This is a genomic window from Anaerotruncus sp. 80 (genome assembly GCF_009936115.1).
GTDB lineage: Bacteria > Bacillota > Clostridia > Peptostreptococcales > Anaerovoracaceae > Senimuribacter > Senimuribacter intestinalis.
In genome coordinates this window covers 1-17,792 of the sequence record NZ_QWES01000046.1, presented here as the reverse complement: position 1 = coordinate 17,792, position 17,792 = coordinate 1, and the positions used below count along the sequence as shown (strand labels likewise).

The 17,792-nt window shown below is 43.8% G+C and carries 18 protein-coding genes and 1 other annotated feature; of the genes, 15 read left to right on the top strand and 3 right to left on the bottom strand.

Translation table 11 applies throughout. The features are described from left to right. Window positions 1-18 precede the first annotated feature (18 nt). From tuf to D1155_RS15135, 5 genes are all read left to right on the top strand, one after another. Entirely contained in the window at window positions 19-1,212 is a 1,194-nt protein-coding gene (gene tuf, locus D1155_RS15155; protein WP_160200804.1) for an elongation factor Tu, read from the top strand. A gap of 209 nt (window positions 1,213-1,421) precedes the next feature. Then, entirely contained in the window at window positions 1,422-1,892 is a 471-nt protein-coding gene (locus D1155_RS15150; protein ID WP_160203250.1) for a hypothetical protein, read from the top strand. 230 nt (window positions 1,893-2,122) lie between these two features. Then, the gene (locus D1155_RS15145) at window positions 2,123-3,589 is read left to right on the top strand and encodes an LCP family protein (protein WP_160203249.1); all 1,467 of its coding nucleotides are present in this window, start codon (window positions 2,123-2,125) and stop codon (window positions 3,587-3,589) included. Between the two features lie 363 nt (window positions 3,590-3,952). Next, window positions 3,953-5,473, top strand: a complete 1,521-nt coding sequence (nhaC, locus tag D1155_RS15140; protein ID WP_160203248.1) for a Na+/H+ antiporter NhaC — start codon at window positions 3,953-3,955, stop codon at window positions 5,471-5,473. 6 nt (window positions 5,474-5,479) lie between these two features. After that, a complete protein-coding gene (locus D1155_RS15135; RefSeq protein WP_160203247.1) occupies window positions 5,480-5,986 on the top strand; it encodes a hypothetical protein in 507 nt (168 codons plus the stop codon). Window positions 5,987-6,051: 65 nt separating this feature from the next. Here the strand turns inward: D1155_RS15135 and D1155_RS15130 are convergent, their stop codons facing one another. The 3 genes from D1155_RS15130 to D1155_RS15120 are packed head-to-tail and all read right to left on the bottom strand — an operon-like array spanning window position 6,052 to window position 9,388. Beyond that, entirely contained in the window at window positions 6,052-6,576 is a 525-nt protein-coding gene (locus tag D1155_RS15130; protein WP_160203246.1) for a DUF2284 domain-containing protein, read from the bottom strand. Beyond that, entirely contained in the window at window positions 6,577-7,515 is a 939-nt protein-coding gene (locus tag D1155_RS15125; RefSeq protein ID WP_160203245.1) for an EamA family transporter, read from the bottom strand. Then, window positions 7,508-9,388 (bottom strand): AraC family transcriptional regulator, encoded by a 1,881-nt coding sequence (locus D1155_RS15120; protein ID WP_160203244.1) that lies wholly within the window; start codon window positions 9,386-9,388, stop codon window positions 7,508-7,510. The genes D1155_RS15125 and D1155_RS15120 overlap by 8 nt, the downstream gene beginning before the upstream one ends. Window positions 9,389-9,572: 184 nt before the next feature. On the opposite strand from D1155_RS15120, the gene D1155_RS15115 reads away from it, so the two are divergent. From D1155_RS15115 to rplL, 10 genes are all read left to right on the top strand, one after another. After that, window positions 9,573-10,463, top strand: coding sequence for an aldo/keto reductase (locus tag D1155_RS15115; protein WP_160203243.1), 891 nt, complete (start codon window positions 9,573-9,575; stop codon window positions 10,461-10,463). Window positions 10,464-10,485: 22 nt separating this feature from the next. Continuing rightward, window positions 10,486-12,855 carry a formate C-acetyltransferase/glycerol dehydratase family glycyl radical enzyme gene (locus D1155_RS15110; protein ID WP_160203242.1) on the top strand — a complete coding sequence of 790 codons (2,370 nt, stop codon included), beginning with the start codon at window positions 10,486-10,488 and terminating at the stop codon, window positions 12,853-12,855. Window positions 12,856-12,879: 24 nt separating this feature from the next. Beyond that, window positions 12,880-13,815: a glycyl-radical enzyme activating protein gene (locus D1155_RS15105; RefSeq protein WP_243151118.1), complete on the top strand. Its 936-nt coding sequence runs from the start codon at window positions 12,880-12,882 to the stop codon at window positions 13,813-13,815. Window positions 13,816-14,012: 197 nt separating this feature from the next. Continuing rightward, on the top strand, window positions 14,013-14,162 hold the full coding sequence (gene rpmG / locus D1155_RS15100; protein WP_034813889.1) for a 50S ribosomal protein L33: 150 nt from the start codon (window positions 14,013-14,015) through the stop codon (window positions 14,160-14,162). A gap of 12 nt (window positions 14,163-14,174) precedes the next feature. After that, window positions 14,175-14,414, top strand: a complete 240-nt coding sequence (secE, locus tag D1155_RS15095) for a preprotein translocase subunit SecE (protein ID WP_160203241.1) — start codon at window positions 14,175-14,177, stop codon at window positions 14,412-14,414. Between the two features lie 62 nt (window positions 14,415-14,476). After that, window positions 14,477-15,013 (top strand): transcription termination/antitermination protein NusG, encoded by a 537-nt coding sequence (nusG, locus tag D1155_RS15090; protein ID WP_243151119.1) that lies wholly within the window; start codon window positions 14,477-14,479, stop codon window positions 15,011-15,013. Between the two features lie 28 nt (window positions 15,014-15,041). Then, on the top strand, window positions 15,042-15,467 hold the full coding sequence (rplK, locus tag D1155_RS15085) for a 50S ribosomal protein L11 (RefSeq protein WP_160203239.1): 426 nt from the start codon (window positions 15,042-15,044) through the stop codon (window positions 15,465-15,467). A gap of 193 nt (window positions 15,468-15,660) precedes the next feature. Beyond that, window positions 15,661-16,356, top strand: coding sequence for a 50S ribosomal protein L1 (gene rplA / locus D1155_RS15080; protein ID WP_160203238.1), 696 nt, complete (start codon window positions 15,661-15,663; stop codon window positions 16,354-16,356). A gap of 5 nt (window positions 16,357-16,361) precedes the next feature. Continuing rightward, window positions 16,362-16,478: a sequence feature (ribosomal protein L10 leader region), on the top strand. A 54-nt stretch (window positions 16,479-16,532) separates the two neighbouring features. Next, window positions 16,533-17,027 (top strand): 50S ribosomal protein L10, encoded by a 495-nt coding sequence (gene rplJ, locus D1155_RS15075; RefSeq protein ID WP_160203237.1) that lies wholly within the window; start codon window positions 16,533-16,535, stop codon window positions 17,025-17,027. 67 nt (window positions 17,028-17,094) lie between these two features. Then, window positions 17,095-17,460 (top strand): 50S ribosomal protein L7/L12, encoded by a 366-nt coding sequence (gene rplL, locus D1155_RS15070; protein ID WP_160203236.1) that lies wholly within the window; start codon window positions 17,095-17,097, stop codon window positions 17,458-17,460. The last annotated feature ends 332 nt before the right edge of the window (window positions 17,461-17,792 follow it).

Below are 17,792 nucleotides of genomic sequence, written 5' to 3'. Positions count from 1 at the left end.
ATTAGGAGGAAAACAAAAATGGCAAAAGCAAAATTTGAGAGAACCAAACCGCATATCAATATCGGAACCATTGGCCACGTAGACCATGGTAAGACAACGCTGACAGCAGCAATCACAACCACCCTGTATCAGAGATATCAGCTGGGTGAAAAGGTAGCATTCGACCAGATCGACAAAGCACCAGAAGAAAAAGAAAGAGGAATCACCATTTCTACAGCACACGTAGAATACGAAACACCGAACAGACACTACGCACACGTAGACTGCCCGGGCCACGCTGACTATGTAAAGAACATGATTACAGGAGCAGCACAGATGGACGGCGCAATCCTGGTATGCGCAGCAACAGACGGACCGATGCCGCAGACAAGAGAGCACATCCTGCTGTCCAGACAGGTAGGCGTACCATACATCGTAGTATTCTTAAATAAGTGCGACATGGTAGATGACGAAGAGCTGCTGGATCTGGTAGAAATGGAAATCAGAGAACTGCTTGACGAATATGAATTCCCAGGAGATGACACACCAATCATCAGAGGATCCGCACTGGGCGCATTAGAGAACCCAGAAGGACCATGGGGAGATAAGATAGTAGAACTGTTCGAAGCAGTAGATAGCTACATTCCAGAACCAGAAAGAGCAAACGATAAGCCGTTCCTGATGCCAGTAGAAGACGTATTCTCCATCACAGGAAGAGGAACCGTAGCAACAGGAAGAGTAGAAAGAGGCGTACTGAAAGTTGGTGAAGAAGTAGAAATCATCGGCTTAACAGAAGAAAAGAGAAGCGTAGTCGTAACAGGACTGGAAATGTTCAGAAAGCTGTTAGACCAGGCAGAAACAGGAGATAACGTAGGAGCACTGCTTAGAGGTGTGCAGAGAACAGAAATCGAAAGGGGACAGGTACTGGCAAAACCAGGAACCATTCATCCGCACACAAAGTTCAAGGGCGAAGTATACGTACTGAAGAAAGAAGAAGGCGGAAGACACACTCCGTTCTTTAACGGATACAGACCACAGTTCTATTTCAGAACAACAGACGTAACAGGAGACCTGCAGTTACCAGAAGGAACAGAAATGTGTATGCCAGGAGATAACGTAACAATGACAATTGCGTTGATTACCCCGATTGCAATCGAAGAAGGACTGAGATTTGCGATCAGAGAAGGCGGCAGAACAGTAGGTTCCGGCGTTGTTACTGAGATCATCGAATAATTACGATATTGAGTCAATTTGAATAAATAAGTAGCTAAGACCTGCGAGTAGTCGCAGGTCTTCTATTATAATCATTATAAAAGAGTCTATATAGCAAAAAATAACAAAAAACTAACCAGCGTGTGGTATAATATAACTTATTAGACTAATTTCAAAAGAATCTTAAAAAATGCACACACTATTTAGTGTATGAAAGAGAGGATGGGCAGATGAAAAAATCAAGAGTGCTGATTTGTCTGATTATGACGCTTCTCATGCTGCTTCCAGCTTCATGGGTCTATGCGGATGAGTCGGAAGTGGCTCCAGCAGTTGATTCAGAGGAAGGGGCAGAACTAGAAACACCTTCGGAGCCCGAGCAGACAGAGGAAGGACAAGATATACAGGGTAGCCAGGCTGCAGATGATATGCAGAGCGCAGCGCCTTCTGACATTTCAGAAGAGGAAAACTCACAAGAGGATACTGCTGCGGAAGAAGAAAAAGAAGAGGAAGAGGAATTGATTCGCATTGATGATGAGGCGGTTCCTCTGGCAGGTACACCGGAAGATACAGAAACCAGTGGCTGGTCGTTGAGCAATGCGCTTTGTGTGGGATTGGCCTTTGTTGGTAGTGCAGTAATTCTGGCTATAGCCGTCATGAAATTCAGAAAAAAAGAAACGTCTGAAGGACGTAAGGAAAATTAGCAGCAAATGCTGTCTGCGATTCGCAGGTGACGTAATTCATCATATTTAGAAGGAAAAGGAAAGTCTCTCTACAGAAGACTTTCCTTTTCTTTTTTCTGCAATGATCAAGTTACAAGCTATAATTCTAAAAAATTCTTAAGAGGTATCGACAAAATTCTACAGACATAGTAAAATATTATGGTTACAAACTGTGACAACTTCAATATTTTGAGAGATATTAGAGGATACCGATGAGACAGGATAAACACGAGAAGAAACAGAACGGAGGCGCGTTTAGAGTATTTACCAGGATATGGTCGATTTTTTATATATTAGTGACCATTGCTTTTTTTGGTTTTTTTATTTATATGGACGTGCTGGCAATTAAGTATGTATGCATGGCAGCGGGGCTGATTATCATAATTTTGATTCTCACTTTTCCAGCGCTGTTTTTCAAACGCTTTAAGAATTCCAGAAGAATTATTTCCCTGATTATTTCTATTGCACTGGTTGGGGCTTATGGCGCGGGGATTGTGTACATAAATGGAACGATTGATTTTATGGACAAAGTTACTACGGTAAAGGAGCAGACCGAACCTTACTATGTATTGGCGAAAGCAGACAGCACTTATGATGGGGCAGCTTCTATCACGGGAAAGGCTGTACAGACCTTCCTGACTAACGAAATTAACTATTCCGAAGCCAAGAATATGCTACAGGAAGAGGCGAATGTCACCTACGAAATGATTGAAGATTTGAGTACGCTGGCATCGGGTGTTTTAGACGGATCTTATGAATTGATTTTTATCAGTGAAGCGCATTATACTACGATGTGTAGCGAAAACAGCAGTTTTAAGGAAGGCAGTAAGATTGTGCATACAGTAAAGGTGCCGATTGAGACAACGAATATCGCAAAAGACGTCAACGTGACGAAGGATTCTTTTAATATTTACGTAAGCGGACTGGACACAGAAGGCTCTATTGATGTGGTTTCACGCTCCGATGTAAATATGATTGTTACAGTGAATCCGAGAACCCATAAGGTGCTTTTGACATCGATACCTAGAGATTACTACCTGGAGCTGCCGGATGCCGACGGCGCGAAGGATAAGCTGACGCATACCGGGGTACACGGAATCAAGGAAACCATTGCCGCAGTGGAAAAGATGACCGGACTTGATATGAACTATTATGTAAAGGTCAATTACACGACAGTTACCTCTTTGGTCGACGCCATCGGCGGCATTGATGTAGAGTCCGATTATACCTTTGTTACCCATGGCATGGGGGTTTACTATGAATTTTACGAAGGCACCAACTATCTGGACGGCGCAAGAGCACTGGCATTTGCAAGAGAGCGAAAGTCATTCAGCGACGGGGATTTGCAGAGAAACAAAAATCAGCAGAAGGTGCTGGAGGGAATTTTGAAAAAAGCGATTTCCAGTACGACGATTTTGACCAGATATACAGCGATTCTTGACTCTATCGAAGACTGTGTGGAAATCAATATGTCACAGGACGATATCCGCAACCTAATTAAAATGCAGACTGATGGGATGCCATCGTGGGATATAGAAAAGCAGAGCATTGTCGGAGTGTCCAGCAGCGAAGTCTGCTATTTGGATGGAATGAACCTTTATGCTTCTGTCGTGCTGCAGGATCAGGAAAGTATTGTCTCTGCGGTTGACCGGATTATCGCAGTCATGGAAGATGAATAATAATAGTATAAGAAGAGCGCTGCAACATTAAAATGCAGCGCTTTAGTAATTTTTGGAACTATAGTATTTGTATTGTATTTGCTCTGAAAAAGTCACAGGAAGAATTTTAATGCGCTAGTATTTCATTTACTTTCGTGTTGATTTATTTAGTCGATTTTCGGTAGAACTGATTGACGTTTGATACACTTTACGAAAAAATCAGAAAACTACAAGAAATACCATTATCTCTAAAAATAATCCTAAAAAGTATCAGGCATAAGGATTACAATAAAAGAGATAAGAGATTTCGACAAATTTGTGAAGAATTCGTGAAAATTCTTATCGGCAATTAATAATTCTTATTTTATTTTTTGGAGGTAAAACATGACAGAAGTAAAAAAAGTGCGCCTTCCTAATAAGTTTGAAGCGTGCATTCCTATCATCGTTCTTCTTGGGCTGATGATTTGCAATTTCCTGCTGGGATGGGGTCAGGACCCACATATTCCGGTACTAATAGCAGCAGTTTCTGCCTGCTTTGTTGGTGGATTTTGCGGACGCAACATTAAAGACATGCTTGCAGCAGCAATCAATTCCATCAGCGAATCTATGGAAGCGTTCTTTGTATTAATCTTTGTAGGATGCTTAGTAGGTTCTTTCTCATGGTGCGGAACTATTCCAGCTATTGTATTTTATGGTTTGAAATTATTTACGCCTGCAGTTTTCTTACCTGCAGTTTGTATCCTTTGTGCGATTGTTGGCTGTTCCCTGGGTTCTGCATACACTGTATCTGCAACACTGGGTATTGCATTTATGACAATCGGTCAGACAATGGGCATCAACCCTGGTCTGATTGCCGGAGCTGTACTGTCTGGTGCTTGTACAGGCGACAAGTTCTCACCGCTTTCTGACTCTACAAACCTGGCAGCGGCTTCCGCACAGACTGGTCTGTTTGACCATATCAGAGCAATGGTTATGACTACCTTCCCTGCATTTATCATAGCATTGCTTGGATTTACTGCAATTTCCATCTTTGGCGAAACCGGTCAGTTTGACCCTGAACTGGTAAATGGATTATCCGATGCACTGGAAAGCAATTATCAGACTATGAGTCCGGTTCTCTTGCTGCCGGTTCTGGTAATTATTGTAGTTGCAGTAGTAAAAATGCCAGCTGTACCTGGCGTACTGTTGGTATCCGCTGTAGGCTGCGTATTCGCAGTAATCTTCCAGGGAGCTTCCTTTAACGACTGTATCACAATGGTACACTATGGATACTCCACAGAAACTGGCAACGAACTGGCTGACCAGCTGGTAAACAGAGGCGGTATGGATGGTATGATGTGGACTATCAACGTAGCTCTGATTGCAATCGGTTTTGGAGGTATTTACAGCTATATTGGCGCAGTGGAATCTTTATTGGGAAAATTAATAAGAAACGTGAAGACTCCGTTCCAGATGGTTGCGGTTACTATTCTGACAGCTATGTTCTGTATCGCTTCCATGTGTGACCAGTACTTAGGTCTGATTGTACCAGCTTCTATGTACAAGGAAAAATACGACGAAATGGGTCTTTCCAGAAACCTGCTTTCCAGATCTATGGAAGATGGTGGAACCCTGTGGTCCCCAATGGTACCTTGGTCCTCCTGCGGTGCATATCACTCCAGCATGCTGGGCGTAAGTACCCTTTCTTATCTGCCATATTGTTTCTGCAATATCGTAAACCCTGTCATTTCAGTCCTGACAGCTTCCTGGGGGGGCAACCTGCTTTATGCTGATGGTACATATACTACATTCCTCGGAAGACTGAAGCAAGGTGGCGTAGCAGCAGCACCGGAAGAAGCTCACGAAAAGGCTTTGAAGGCTCTGGAAGAACTGAGAGCAAATGGCACTTATAAATCACTGAAATAGTTTGCTATGGTATATAAAGGTATCGTAAAAACGCGGACGCCGTCCCGAAGAATGTTGCTTTTAGCAGGATGCATTCTGCTGCTGTACGTTGAGTTTACAAGTAAACAATATTTTTATATTCCACTTACAGTTTTGCTGTTTATGGCTGTATTCCATAGGAAGGAGCATATCGTTTCAGAAAAGGGCGTAGATATCAAATATTCTCTTTTTGGAATGACTTCGCTCAATCGGTGGACCTGGGATGAAATTACGGCAATGCAGCCTGATTTTATCAAGTCTCGTCCCAATGCGAATTTGCTCATAGAAAAAGGATCAACTATTCGTAAGTTTCTATTTACTCCTGCGGATTGTCAGGCTGTAATGGAAATGGCCGCGAAGATGAATCCGGATATCTTTATTGATAGCTTTACGGCTGAAGAGCAGGAACAGATGGAAAAAGAAAAAATCAAACGACAGCAGCAGCTTCGTGAACAGAAGGCGAAAGCAAGAAAAGCAAAAAAATCTCAGAAATAAAGTAAAACACACCGCAGGGCATTGCCCTGCGGTGTTTATTTCGTGCTGCAGCTGCGGTGTAGAAGCTATTTTAACAGCAGCCCTCCCAGCAGTATGTAGTATTCTGGAATGGATTTTCCATCGCTCCAGACCACGTCGAAGTCAAACAAATCCTTGACCATTTTTACGCCACACCCACCGAGGGATTCAATGGAATAGCGCATGATGTGAGGCAGCCTGCAAGGCTCGCAGATAAGACGCGCGCACTCTTTGCATTCGTCGCATTCCTCAGCATAAAGAGCCTCGCTGTCAGGGGTTTCCTTTTCCAGTGCCAGCATTTCTTTGTTAAAGCGAGGTTTTTCGGTATAAAGACGCTGTTCTGCAGCTTCGGGACTGTCAATGTCCTCCATACTGATACGGTCACAAATGACTCGGTATGTGGTGTATTTTTGCCAGTAGTCTGCTGTGCTGAAGTCAAAATTCGGACAGGACCAAGTCTTTGCAAACCCGGAGCACTCCCGGCATTTTTGCAGGACGACTTCTCCCTCAAAGTATTTTTTCATAAATTCAGAGATAGAAATATCTTTGGTAAATCGTTCAATCTTGTACATTTAATTCGCCTCCTGACTAGATTTCGTTTCGGTTTGTTGTGATTGTGATAACTGCTTTTGCTCTTGCTTGCTGGTGGAGACTTCCATATAAAGAAGACTGCCCATGATTACAACTGCACCAATCCATGCGCCGAGGCTCATGATTTCGCCAAGAAGCAGGACGGAAAGAATACAGCCCGAAGCCGGCTCCATGGCAAGAATAATGCCGACCCTGTTGGAGGGCACAAACTTTTGACAGATAGACTGTAAAAGGAAAGCGGCGGCGCTGCAAAGAAGACCCAGTGCGACGATGGTGCCAAGCTGCATGGCAGTGCCCTTGTATGCAAAAGCGCCGGTAGCAAAGGCAATCAGTGTACCCCAGAGCGCAATAAACAGCATAAGCATTGTGGTGAAAATCATAGGATCCATACCATCTTTTTTCGTAACCCGATCCAAAAGGATAATGTGCAGAGAACCAGCTGTTGCGGCAAGAATACAAATCAAATCTCCCAGATTCAATCCGAAGCTGCCCATATCCGGAGTGTAGGTAAGCAGGAACATGCCGACGGTGCAAATCAACACGCTGATAATGGTAATTCTCGTTAGGCGCAATCTAAAAATCAGCAGATTTAAAAGGGGGACAATCACAAAGGATAAGCTGGTAAAAAACGAGGCCCGAACAGAAGTCGTGTACTTGATGCCTAAGGTAGAGAATATGTACATGCAGGTCAAACCAAAGGATAGCAGAAATGCGTACTTTAATATGGTTCGGTTCATCTTTTTGAATCTTTTGCAAAAGACAATAGCCATGAAAACGCCTGCCACCAGAAATCGCAGGGAGACTGTGTAAAATGTTGGGCAATCCTCTACGTATTTTGTCAAGGGATAACTGATTCCCCATAGGAGCGCAGCGATGAGAAGCCCGAATACGGAAGATAGTTCTGTTTTTCTGTTATGCATGATAAAGTTCCTCTCTTTCTAAAGGTGCGATTACCGCAATCTGTACAGCAGCGCCTCGCATATTAAGGCTAACCTGAAGTCTGCCGCCTGCAACTGTTTCTGTAAATCCCTGTGCGCTTGGCAGGGTGTTCAGTAGACGAAGCCAGTCGTCTGCTAAAGGCGATTTTTCCGGGAATCCCAGTTGCGCCATGTAGTTGAAAATTGTATTTTCGTTAGTAAATGCGTATTTTATAATTGAATAAGTACCATCAGACAGTGGCAAGTCAAAATCCAAACTGATTTCGTCGATATAGCCTGCTATGATATCGTTTGTTTCGTAGATACCGGCATTTCGCAGGCACAGACGATCAATTTCATCGTTAAAATGAAGCCCGAGGAGTATATAGCGGTTTCCATATTCTTCTGTTGTCTGAATAACCGAATAATACTTTCCCCAGTAAAGAAGACTGCCGCTTAGACTGCGCAGCAGTTGGTAGGCGTAATACAACGGTTTTGGAAGCATATTGGATGTAAAGCAGGAAGCGCATCCTTTTAGCATCGTTTCAGGCGGACCTTGATCTCTCAGCCTGCATGAAATCAATCGTTCCTTGGTAAGAAAGTGATTTTTAAAGGCATGGAAAAATCCGGCAATTGTGTCATAACCGAATACCCCCGAAAGTATTAAGTCATTATCAGCGACCTGCTGTACTGCAAAACCTTCAGTCTTTAGGCGTGAGGTTAAAGCGCACAACGTTTTCTCATCAGTGTCAGTCGTAGCAGAAATGATTACTTTGGCAGGTGACAATCTCTTCAAAAGTGAGGGGAGTTGTTCTCCCAGTACCTGATAATCTTCCGGTGTGACTGTAATTTCCAGCTCATGTGCCAATTCCATAATCGGTGCTTTTTCGGATTCGACAGTGATAGAAAGCTGAAGATGGCTGACCGTGGTGGGATTTGGATTATGGCTGTCAATTGCAGACAAACAGCGCTTTACTAAATTGATGGCAGGGCTCGATGACAATAGGTCCGCCTTTGCCTGATTGGCGGCGCTGAGTATCTGCGGCTGAAACTGCCGCCGGTGATCCAATGGACTGTGACCGAACCACTTTTCAAAGTATTTGTTATAGTATGCCGTCGTGGAAAAACCCACATCTTTGGCAATCGTACTGATTTTTTTGTCCGTTTCCAGAAGGGGGATTAGGGACATTTCCACCCTTGCATAGCAAAGAAATTCCTGAAAAGAAATTCCTACATATTCTTTAATCAGATGTGATAGATAGAAACTGCTGAGATGTTCCTGCTGCGCCAGCGTATCCAGTGTGATTTTCTGGGCGTGATTTTCAAAAATATAGGTGATAATCCGACTGATGCGAGAAACTGTAACAGGGTTATTGTCCTTAAAGTTTACAACTACTTCGTCCTCAAAGGAGAACAGGTTGAAATTTTTATTCAGGTACTCGATGGTTTCTATCATCATAAAAGTGCATTGATTCTTGTAATTGAAACTTTTGCGCAGATAATCCAAAAGAATCCGTAAAAGCAGTTGGCGGAGGGAGTCCATCTGCAGAAAACGATCCTTATTGACAAAGGTGCGGAAGCAAGCTTTGTTTAAAGTCGGAAAGTACTGAGTAAAGAACCAGTTACTGACCTGAATGACTGCAACGACATTGTCTTTGTCTGTTGCGTAAAGACCATGAACCTCGTGTCCGCTGCTGGTGAAAATATCTCCCTCCTTCAACAGATAATCAAAAGTCCCGTTTTTTAACTTAATTTCTCCGCGCAGCACATAAACAAATTCAACATCGTGATGGTAATGGAGCGGATACTCAGTGACCTTTGCGACGCGAATGTTGATTGGAAAATCATTTAAATAAGTTGTTTTCTCGTACAGCATGCAAAACCTCCGATTCTAGCTATATTATAGTAGAAATGAATGGAAAAGTGTAAAATTACTCGCTTTTATTATAGCAAATAAATCATGGTTTATGGCAAAGAAATGATTGCTATGACGGAAAAATTTTATTAAAATTGAAATATCAATGAGAACTCAGTCAGTTTGATGAAAGGGAAGGTGAAGGATGAATTTAGTCACTGCAAAGAACCGAATCTTGCTGCCGGATGGCTCTTCCATGTCCAAACTGGGGCAGGGAACCTGGCAGATGGGAGAAGACGATGAAAAGCTTCAGAGAGAAGTTGACGGACTGAAACACGGTATCGAAATAGGCATAGATTTAATCGATACAGCTGAGATGTATGCTGACGGGAAAGCTGAGAATATTGTCGGCAATGCAATACAGGATTTTGATAGAGAAAAAGTATATCTTCTGAGCAAGGTGTATCCAGAAAATGCAAACCGCCATCGGATTTACAGCAGCGTGCAGCGCTCCCTGAAACTGATGAATGCTGATTATCTGGATATGTATCTGCTCCACTGGAGAGAAGACGCTGACCTGGCAGAAGTAGTTTACTGCATGGAAGATTTGAAAGATAAAGGCTATATCAAAAGATGGGGCGTATCTAATTTTGACGTAGAGGATATGGAAGACCTTTGGAAAGTGACCGATGGAAAAAACTGCGCCATCAATCAGGTGCTTTACAATTTGGGAAGCCGTGGAATTGAGTACGATTTAATGCCTTGGCAGAGAGAGCATGGTGTGCCGTTTATTGCATACGGGCCTGTCGGTCAAGCAGGAGCGCAGGTTACTCAGGACGGCGTATCTAAAGCGGCGCTTATGGGCGATAAAAATGTCAATGAGGTGGCAAAACGTCATAACGCTTCTGTAGTACAGATCCTTCTGGCATTTGTATTAAAAGAGAAGGACATGGTTGCAATTCCAAAGGCTGTAGGCTTTGACCATATTGACGAAAACGCAGCGGCGCTGGCTCTGGAGCTGACAGAGGAAGATTTAGAACAGCTCTCTAGTTCGTTTCCGGCACCGACTCAAAAGATTTTGATGGAAAAGTATTAAAGGAAGACAGGAGGGTTTTCTGATGAATAAAAGAATAGAACGCATGAGAGATAAACTTTGGAATACCAGACCGTGCATTACGGCGGAGAGACTGGTTCTTGCAACCGAGGCGTATCAGAAGTTTGCAGGAGACGCGATTCCGGTGTTCAGAGCCAGAGTTGTCAATCACATCATGGAAAATATGACTACGCTGATTTTGGAAGATGAACTGATTGTCGGCACAGCGACCAACAAGTACAGAGGTGCCAACCTGCACCCTGAATTCCAGTCCAGCTCCTGGTATATCAGCGATATCGACGAGTTCGCAACCAGAACCAAAGACCCTTACGACATTTCAGAAGAAGACAAGAAGCTGATTCTGGAAACCCTGCCGTACTGGGAAGGTCGCTCCATGGAAGATATGTCCAAGACAGCACTGCCTGCACACATTGAGGAATGTATTCAGGACGACATCATCACCGTAGGTCTTAGAAACGGCGTTTCCGGCGAAACTACCTGCGATCACGAAAAACTGCTGACTGTAGGTCTTCGCGGCTATATGGAGGAATGTCAGAGAAATATTGATAATATGATTTGCCAATGTCAGGCAGACGAAGAAAAGGTAAACTTTTGGCAGGCATGTATTATTCAGTGCCAGGGTTTGATTACCTATGCCCACAGAATGGCAGAAGAGGCAGAACGCCAGGCAGCAGCGTGCAAAGACGAAAAGAGAAAGAAAGAGCTTCTTTGCATTGCCGAAAATTGCCGCGTTGTACCGGAAAATCCGCCGCAGACTTTCTGGCAGGCGCTGCAGATGATTTGGTTTGCCCACGTATACTTCCATATCGAAGTTTGCACCACCGCAAACGGATACGGTAGATTTGACCAGTACATGTGGCCTTATTACAAGAAAGATGTCATCGACGAAAAGACTATCACAGAAGAAGAGGCACTTGAAATGCTGGAATGTCTCTATCTGAAATCCTGTGAAGTTTACGAGGTCAGAGATAAATGGTATGCAACCTCCTTTGCAGGCTATCCGATGTGGGAAATTCTGCTGGTCGGAGGGCAGACCCCTGACGGAAAAGACGCTACCAACGAGCTGTCTTATCTGTGTCTGGAGGCTGCAAATCAGCTGAAGACTACACAGCCGGTTATGGGCGTACGAGTTTGGGAAGGCACACCGGAAGACTTGATCCGCAAAGGCTGTGAAATGATTCAGGACGGTCAGGCAAATCCTGGATTCTTCAATGACGATGTTGCGATGAAGATGACTCTTGGCAAAGGCTGCACCATGGAGGAAGCAAGAGACTGGACCATCGTAGGATGCGTTCAGCCAGGTCCTGGCGGCGGTTCTACTGATGGCTCTCCTGATGCCGGTTATGTCAATATGGGTAAAATGCTGGAATTTGTGCTGCACAACGGTGTTGACCCGTCCACAGGCAAACTGATGGGACTTGAAACAGGAGATCCAAGAAGCTTTAAGAATATCGAAGAGTTTAAGGATGCGCTTAAGAAACAGATTCTGCATCACTATAAACTGGTTGCAACCGGTTACAAAGTAATGCAGAGTATGCACATGACTAGATTCCCGGTGATTTTTGCGGGCATGGTAACGAAGGGCTGCGTAGAAAGCGGTAAATCTGTACAGCACGGTGGTGCGAAGTATACAACTGCAGGCATGTACGTAACAGGTGCGGCAAATCTGGCAGACTCTATCGTTGCTATCGAAAAATGCGTATTTGAAGACAAAGATATCACTATGGATGAACTGATTACAGCCATCGATAAGAATTTTGAGGGCGAAGAAAGAATGCGTCAGCTGCTTTTGAATAAGCCTGCAAAATTCGGCAATGATGATGAGCACGTAGACGGTGTTTACAAGGAAATGATGCACTTTATCGCAGATAATGTGCAGACTTGGCCGGACGCAAGAGGAGGCTGGTTCTCCTTTAACGTACACTCCCAGACTGTAAACGTTTCCCACGGCATGGTCTGCGGCGCAACCCCTGACGGAAGGCTGGCGGGCGAGCCTTTCTGCGATAATGCTTCGCCGATGATGGGTCGTGACACCAGCGGACCGACTGCTACTGTAAAATCCGTAGCGTCCATGGGACAGGATAAGTTCCACGACGGTGCACTGTTTAACCTGCGCTTTGACCCTAAGGGCGTGGAAGGAGAAAAAGGACTGCAGAGGATTGAGGGAGTCATCAAGACTTACTTCAATAACGGCGGCAACCATATTCAGATTAACGTTGTAGACGACGAAACGCTGAAAGCTGCCCAGAAGGATCCAGAGCACTACAAGGGCCTGATGGTTCGTGTAGCGGGCTATATGGCTTACTTTACAGAACTTGACAAGAGTGCACAGGATACTATTATTTACAGAACCACACACTTTAAAGAAGCATAAAATTTTTTAGATTTGGAGATGAAGATGGAAAACAAGGAAATGACGGCTTTGGTTGGAAGTATACAGAAATTCAGCACAGAAGACGGACCGGGAATCAGAACGACTGTATTTTTGAAGGGCTGCCCACTGGATTGCGCATGGTGCCACAATCCTGAACTGATTGCTTTCGATCAACAGGTGATCGAAATGCCTAACAGCTGTATTAAATGTGGATATTGCATCAGTCATTGCCCTAAAAATGCCGTCTTTGTCAACAGTGAGAATCTAATTAAAATTAATAGGAACTCGTGTGACAGCTGCATGGAGTGCACAAAAATTTGCTATGCAAAGGCACTCCTGCCTGTCGCAAAGGAAATGACAGTTTCGGAAATTTTTCATGAAGTAAAAAAAGATATGGGCTTTTACGAAACCACAGGCGGTGGCATGACTGTCAGCGGCGGCGAGATGCTTGCACAGCCAGAGTTTGTAAATGCTTTGGTGGACGCAGCGGAGTCTGCAGGTATTCCGACCTGTCTGGACACTTCCGGTTTTGGAAATGGAGACTGGCTTGCTAAGCTTGCAGAAAAGTCAAATGTCACTCATGTGCTTTATGATATGAAATCCATTGACGATGAGATTCACCAGAAGTATGTGGAACAAAGCAATGCAGTGATTTTGGAAAATCTGGTGCGGCTTTCTGCATCCCCCGAGACCTGTAAAAAGCTGCAAATGCGTATGCCGCTTGTTGGCGGTGTTAACGACTCATGGGAAATCATTGAGAAAACTGCAGCGTTTTATAAGAAACACGGTATAAAGCGAGTGACCTTGCTGCCATATCATAACCTGGGGATTTCCAAGAAAAAGCATATTGGCGGGGAGCAAATGGAATTTGTACCGCCTACAGATGAACATGTAGATGAGATTGCGGCATATTTTAGAAGTGAAGCCGATATGGACGTAGAGATTTTGGGAAAACTGTAATTGAAGGATACACATAAAGCCAGCTGGAGCGAAAACCGGCTGGCTTTGGATTTTTAAGACTTTTTTTGCAAAGAAATTCAAAAAAACATTGACATTGACAGTGCGCTTTGATACACTTAATAAGCAACTTTATGATTATTCGTAACAGAGCTGGTTCCCCTGGCTCTGAATTTTGAGTTAAACGGAGGACAATCGACATGAGAGTTAAAGTTACATTAGCATGCACTGAGTGCAAGCAGAGAAACTACAATACCATGAAAAACAAGAAGAACGATCCTGATCGTATCGAGTTAAAGAAGTATTGCAAATTCTGCAAAAAAGAGACTCTTCACAAAGAGACTAAATAAGGAGAATTCATCATGGCAAACAAAGACCAAGTTAAGAAGGCTGCAGACAAAGCCAAGAAGACCGGCGCCAAGGATTATTTCAAAGGCATTAAGCTGGAGATGGGCAAAGTCGTATGGCCTACCAGAAAGGAACTGGGCACCTTCACAGGTGTGGTAATTGCTACATGTGCCATTTTCGCACTGGGATTCTGGTTAATTGATACAGGTGTATTGGCTGCTCTGAGAGCGGTTTTAGGTATCACCCTAAACTAATTTGAGAGAAGAAGGTACGTAATATGTCTGATATTGAAAACAACAATGTAGCTTCCCCTTTGATGGGCGAAGGTATTAGAGGCGATGGCCAGGCCAAGTGGTATGTGGTGCATACCTATTCGGGTCATGAAAACAAAGTAAAAGTGAATATCGAGAAGATGGTTGAAAACCGCGGTATGCAGGATTTAATTTTAGACATCATCGTGCCGACAGAAGACAGAGTCGAAATCAAAGACGGCCAGAGAAAAATTAAAACCAGGAAGATGTTTCCAGGTTATGTAATTATAAAGATGATTGTTACCAATGAATCCTGGTATCTTGTGAGAAATACGCAGGGTGTTACCGGGTTCGTAGGTCATGGCTCCGATCCTATTCCTCTGACTGACGAGGAAGTCGCCAGAATGGGAATAGAAAAAGTTTACATCGATCTGGACGTTGAAATCGGAGATACAGTACGTGTCATCAATGGACCTTTCGAAAGCTTCATGGGTGAAGTGATGGAAATCAACAAAGAGAAGCAGGTACTGACTGTCAAAGTTTCAATGTTTGGTAGAGATACCCCTGTTGAACTTGAGTTTGGACAGGTAGACAAACTATAGCACAGACTATAGAGAAAGGAGAAGAAAGATGGCTAAAAAAGTTGAAGGTTATATTAAACTTCAGATTGCGGCCGGTAATGCTACTCCAGCACCTCCGGTAGGACCTGCACTGGGTCAGAAGGGCGTGAACATCATGGACTTCTGTAAACAGTTCAATGCCAGAACACAGGATCAGCCGGGAATGATTATTCCTGTAGTGATTACTGTATATGCGGACAGATCTTTCACTTTTGTGACTAAGACACCGCCGGCAGCAGTTTTACTGAAGAAAGCAGCAGGATTAGATGCAGCATCCGGAGAACCTAACAAGAAAAAGGTTGCTACACTGACTTATGCACAGGTAGAAGAAATCGCAAAGACAAAGATGCCAGACCTGAATGCAGCAACTCTTGAAGCAGCAACAGACATGATCAAGGGAACTGCAAGAAGCATGGGAATCGTTGTTGAAGGCTAGTGAGATGGGAGACCGAGGCTTGCACAAGAAAAGACAAGTCGTACTGCGAAGGATTTTTTGCTAAAGCCAAGGCGCACGGCTGGTTGAGGCACGGAGCGTACTGATGTACGTGAGTACCGAAAACAGGTGAGCAACGCAGGATTTGGTAAAAAAGACAAGCAGAGGTTGTTAGTACCACAAGGAGGTAAGAGACATGCCAAAAAGAGGCAAAGGTTACAAAGAAGCAGCTGCTAAATTTGAAAAAGCAAAGCTGCACGAAGTAAGTGAAGCGATGAAACTCGCTTGCGAAACTTCCAGAGCTAAGTTTGACGAAACTGTAGAAGTACACGTAAAACTTGGTGTAGACGGAAGACATGCTGACCAGCAGGTTAGAGGTGCAATTGTACTGCCTAACGGAACTGGTAAAAGTGTAAAAGTTTTAGTATTTGCAAAAGGTCCTAAGGCTGAAGAAGCTGAAAAGGCCGGTGCAGACTACGTTGGAGCAGAAGAACTGGCTCAGAAGATTCAGACTGAAAACTGGTTCGATTTTGACGTAGTAGTTGCTACACCTGACATGATGGGTGTTGTTGGTAGATTAGGTAAAGTTTTAGGCCCTAAGGGATTAATGCCAAACCCTAAATCAGGCACAGTAACAATGGATCTTGAGAAAGCATTAGCAGAGATTAAAGCTGGTAAAGTTGAATATCGTCTGGATAAGCAGAACATCATCCATACTCCAATCGGAAAGAGCTCATTTGGTCCGGAAAAGCTGGAAGAAAACTTCAAAGCACTTCTGGAAGCAATCGTAAAAGCAAAACCGGCTACTGCAAAAGGGCAGTATCTGAGAAGCGTTACCGTTGCAGCTACAATGGGTCCTGGAATCAAAATCAATCCGGCACTGATTGGCTAATCAAAACTAAATTTGAGATTTAACCGTAGACAGCGGGTGCCTTTTAAGGCTTAATTTCCCGCCGAGGTACAATATATAGATATTGACCCTGTCTACAAAGGCAGGGTTTCCTTTATTTATTGCGTACCATATTCGCGAGTTGCCCTTGAGCAATTCCAGAAAGGAGAATAAAAAGTATGTCAGTAGAAGCTAAACAGCAGAAACAGGTAATCATTGACGAAATTAAAGCTAAGCTGGAAAATGCACAGGCCGCAGTCGTAGTTGACTATATGGGCATCAACGTTGCAGAAGCTGATGCTATGAGAAAGAAACTTCGTGAAGCAAACGTTGATTATACCGTTTACAAGAACACTTTAATCAAAAGAGCAATCGAAGGAACTGATTATGCTCCCCTTGCAGAAGTACTTGACGGACCAAGCGCACTGGCTATCAGCACAGAAGATGCAACTGCTCCGGCAAGAACTCTTAACGAGTTAATCAAAGAATACAAAAAAATGGAATTCAAAGCAGGTGTTGTAGAAGGTACTTACTATGATAAAGCAGGTATCGAACAGGTTGCAGACATTCCGTCCAGAGATGTACTCATTGCTAAATTTATGGGCAGCATCCAGTCACCAGTTAGCAAGTTTGTCAGAACTTTGGCAGCAATTGCTGAAGAAAAGGAAGCATAAAGCTTCCGCATGGTGCTCATGCACCGAATTTAAAGTGAATTAAAATCGAAATAAAGGAGAAAAGAAAATGAATAAAGAACAGATCATTGAAGCTATCAAAGCGATGTCCGTTTTAGAATTAAACGAATTAGTTAAAGCTTGCGAAGAAGAATTTGGCGTATCCGCAGCAGCTCCAGTAGCAGTAGCAGGCGCAGTAGCAGGCGGTGCTGCTGAAGAAGAACAGTCCGAATTCACAGTAGTTCTGGCTGAAGTAGGCGCAGAAAAGATTAAGGTTATCAAGGCTGTTAGAGAAATTACCGGTCTGGGCCTGAAAGAAGCTAAAGAAGTTGTTGACGGTGCTCCTTCCAACCTCAAAGAGGGCGTTGACAAGGCTGAGGCAGAAGCAATCAAGGCTCAGCTGGAAGAAGTTGGAGCTAAAGTTGAACTGAAATAGTTCTAATCAATAATAAAGCCAAGATTAGACGGGCTTCCTTTCGAGGAGGCCTGTTTTTATATACACTTTCCAAAGAAGGGTAGGCTCCTTGTCATTTTGCGCTTGCCAGGAGGCATAAAAAGGCGATACGTGAAGTTTTTGGAAGACTAGCGACAAAGTTGCCGCATGCAGCATTAAACATGTGAAACAGGCATATAGAAGGTCTAAAGTTCAAAAAAGACATGAAAAAAGGGAAAAAGGTACTTGACGGAAGGGGAAAAGGGTGATATATTAAGAAAGCTGTCTTGCAGGGGGGACCCCACAGGCAGACTTGCCACAGAAAACTCCCAGAA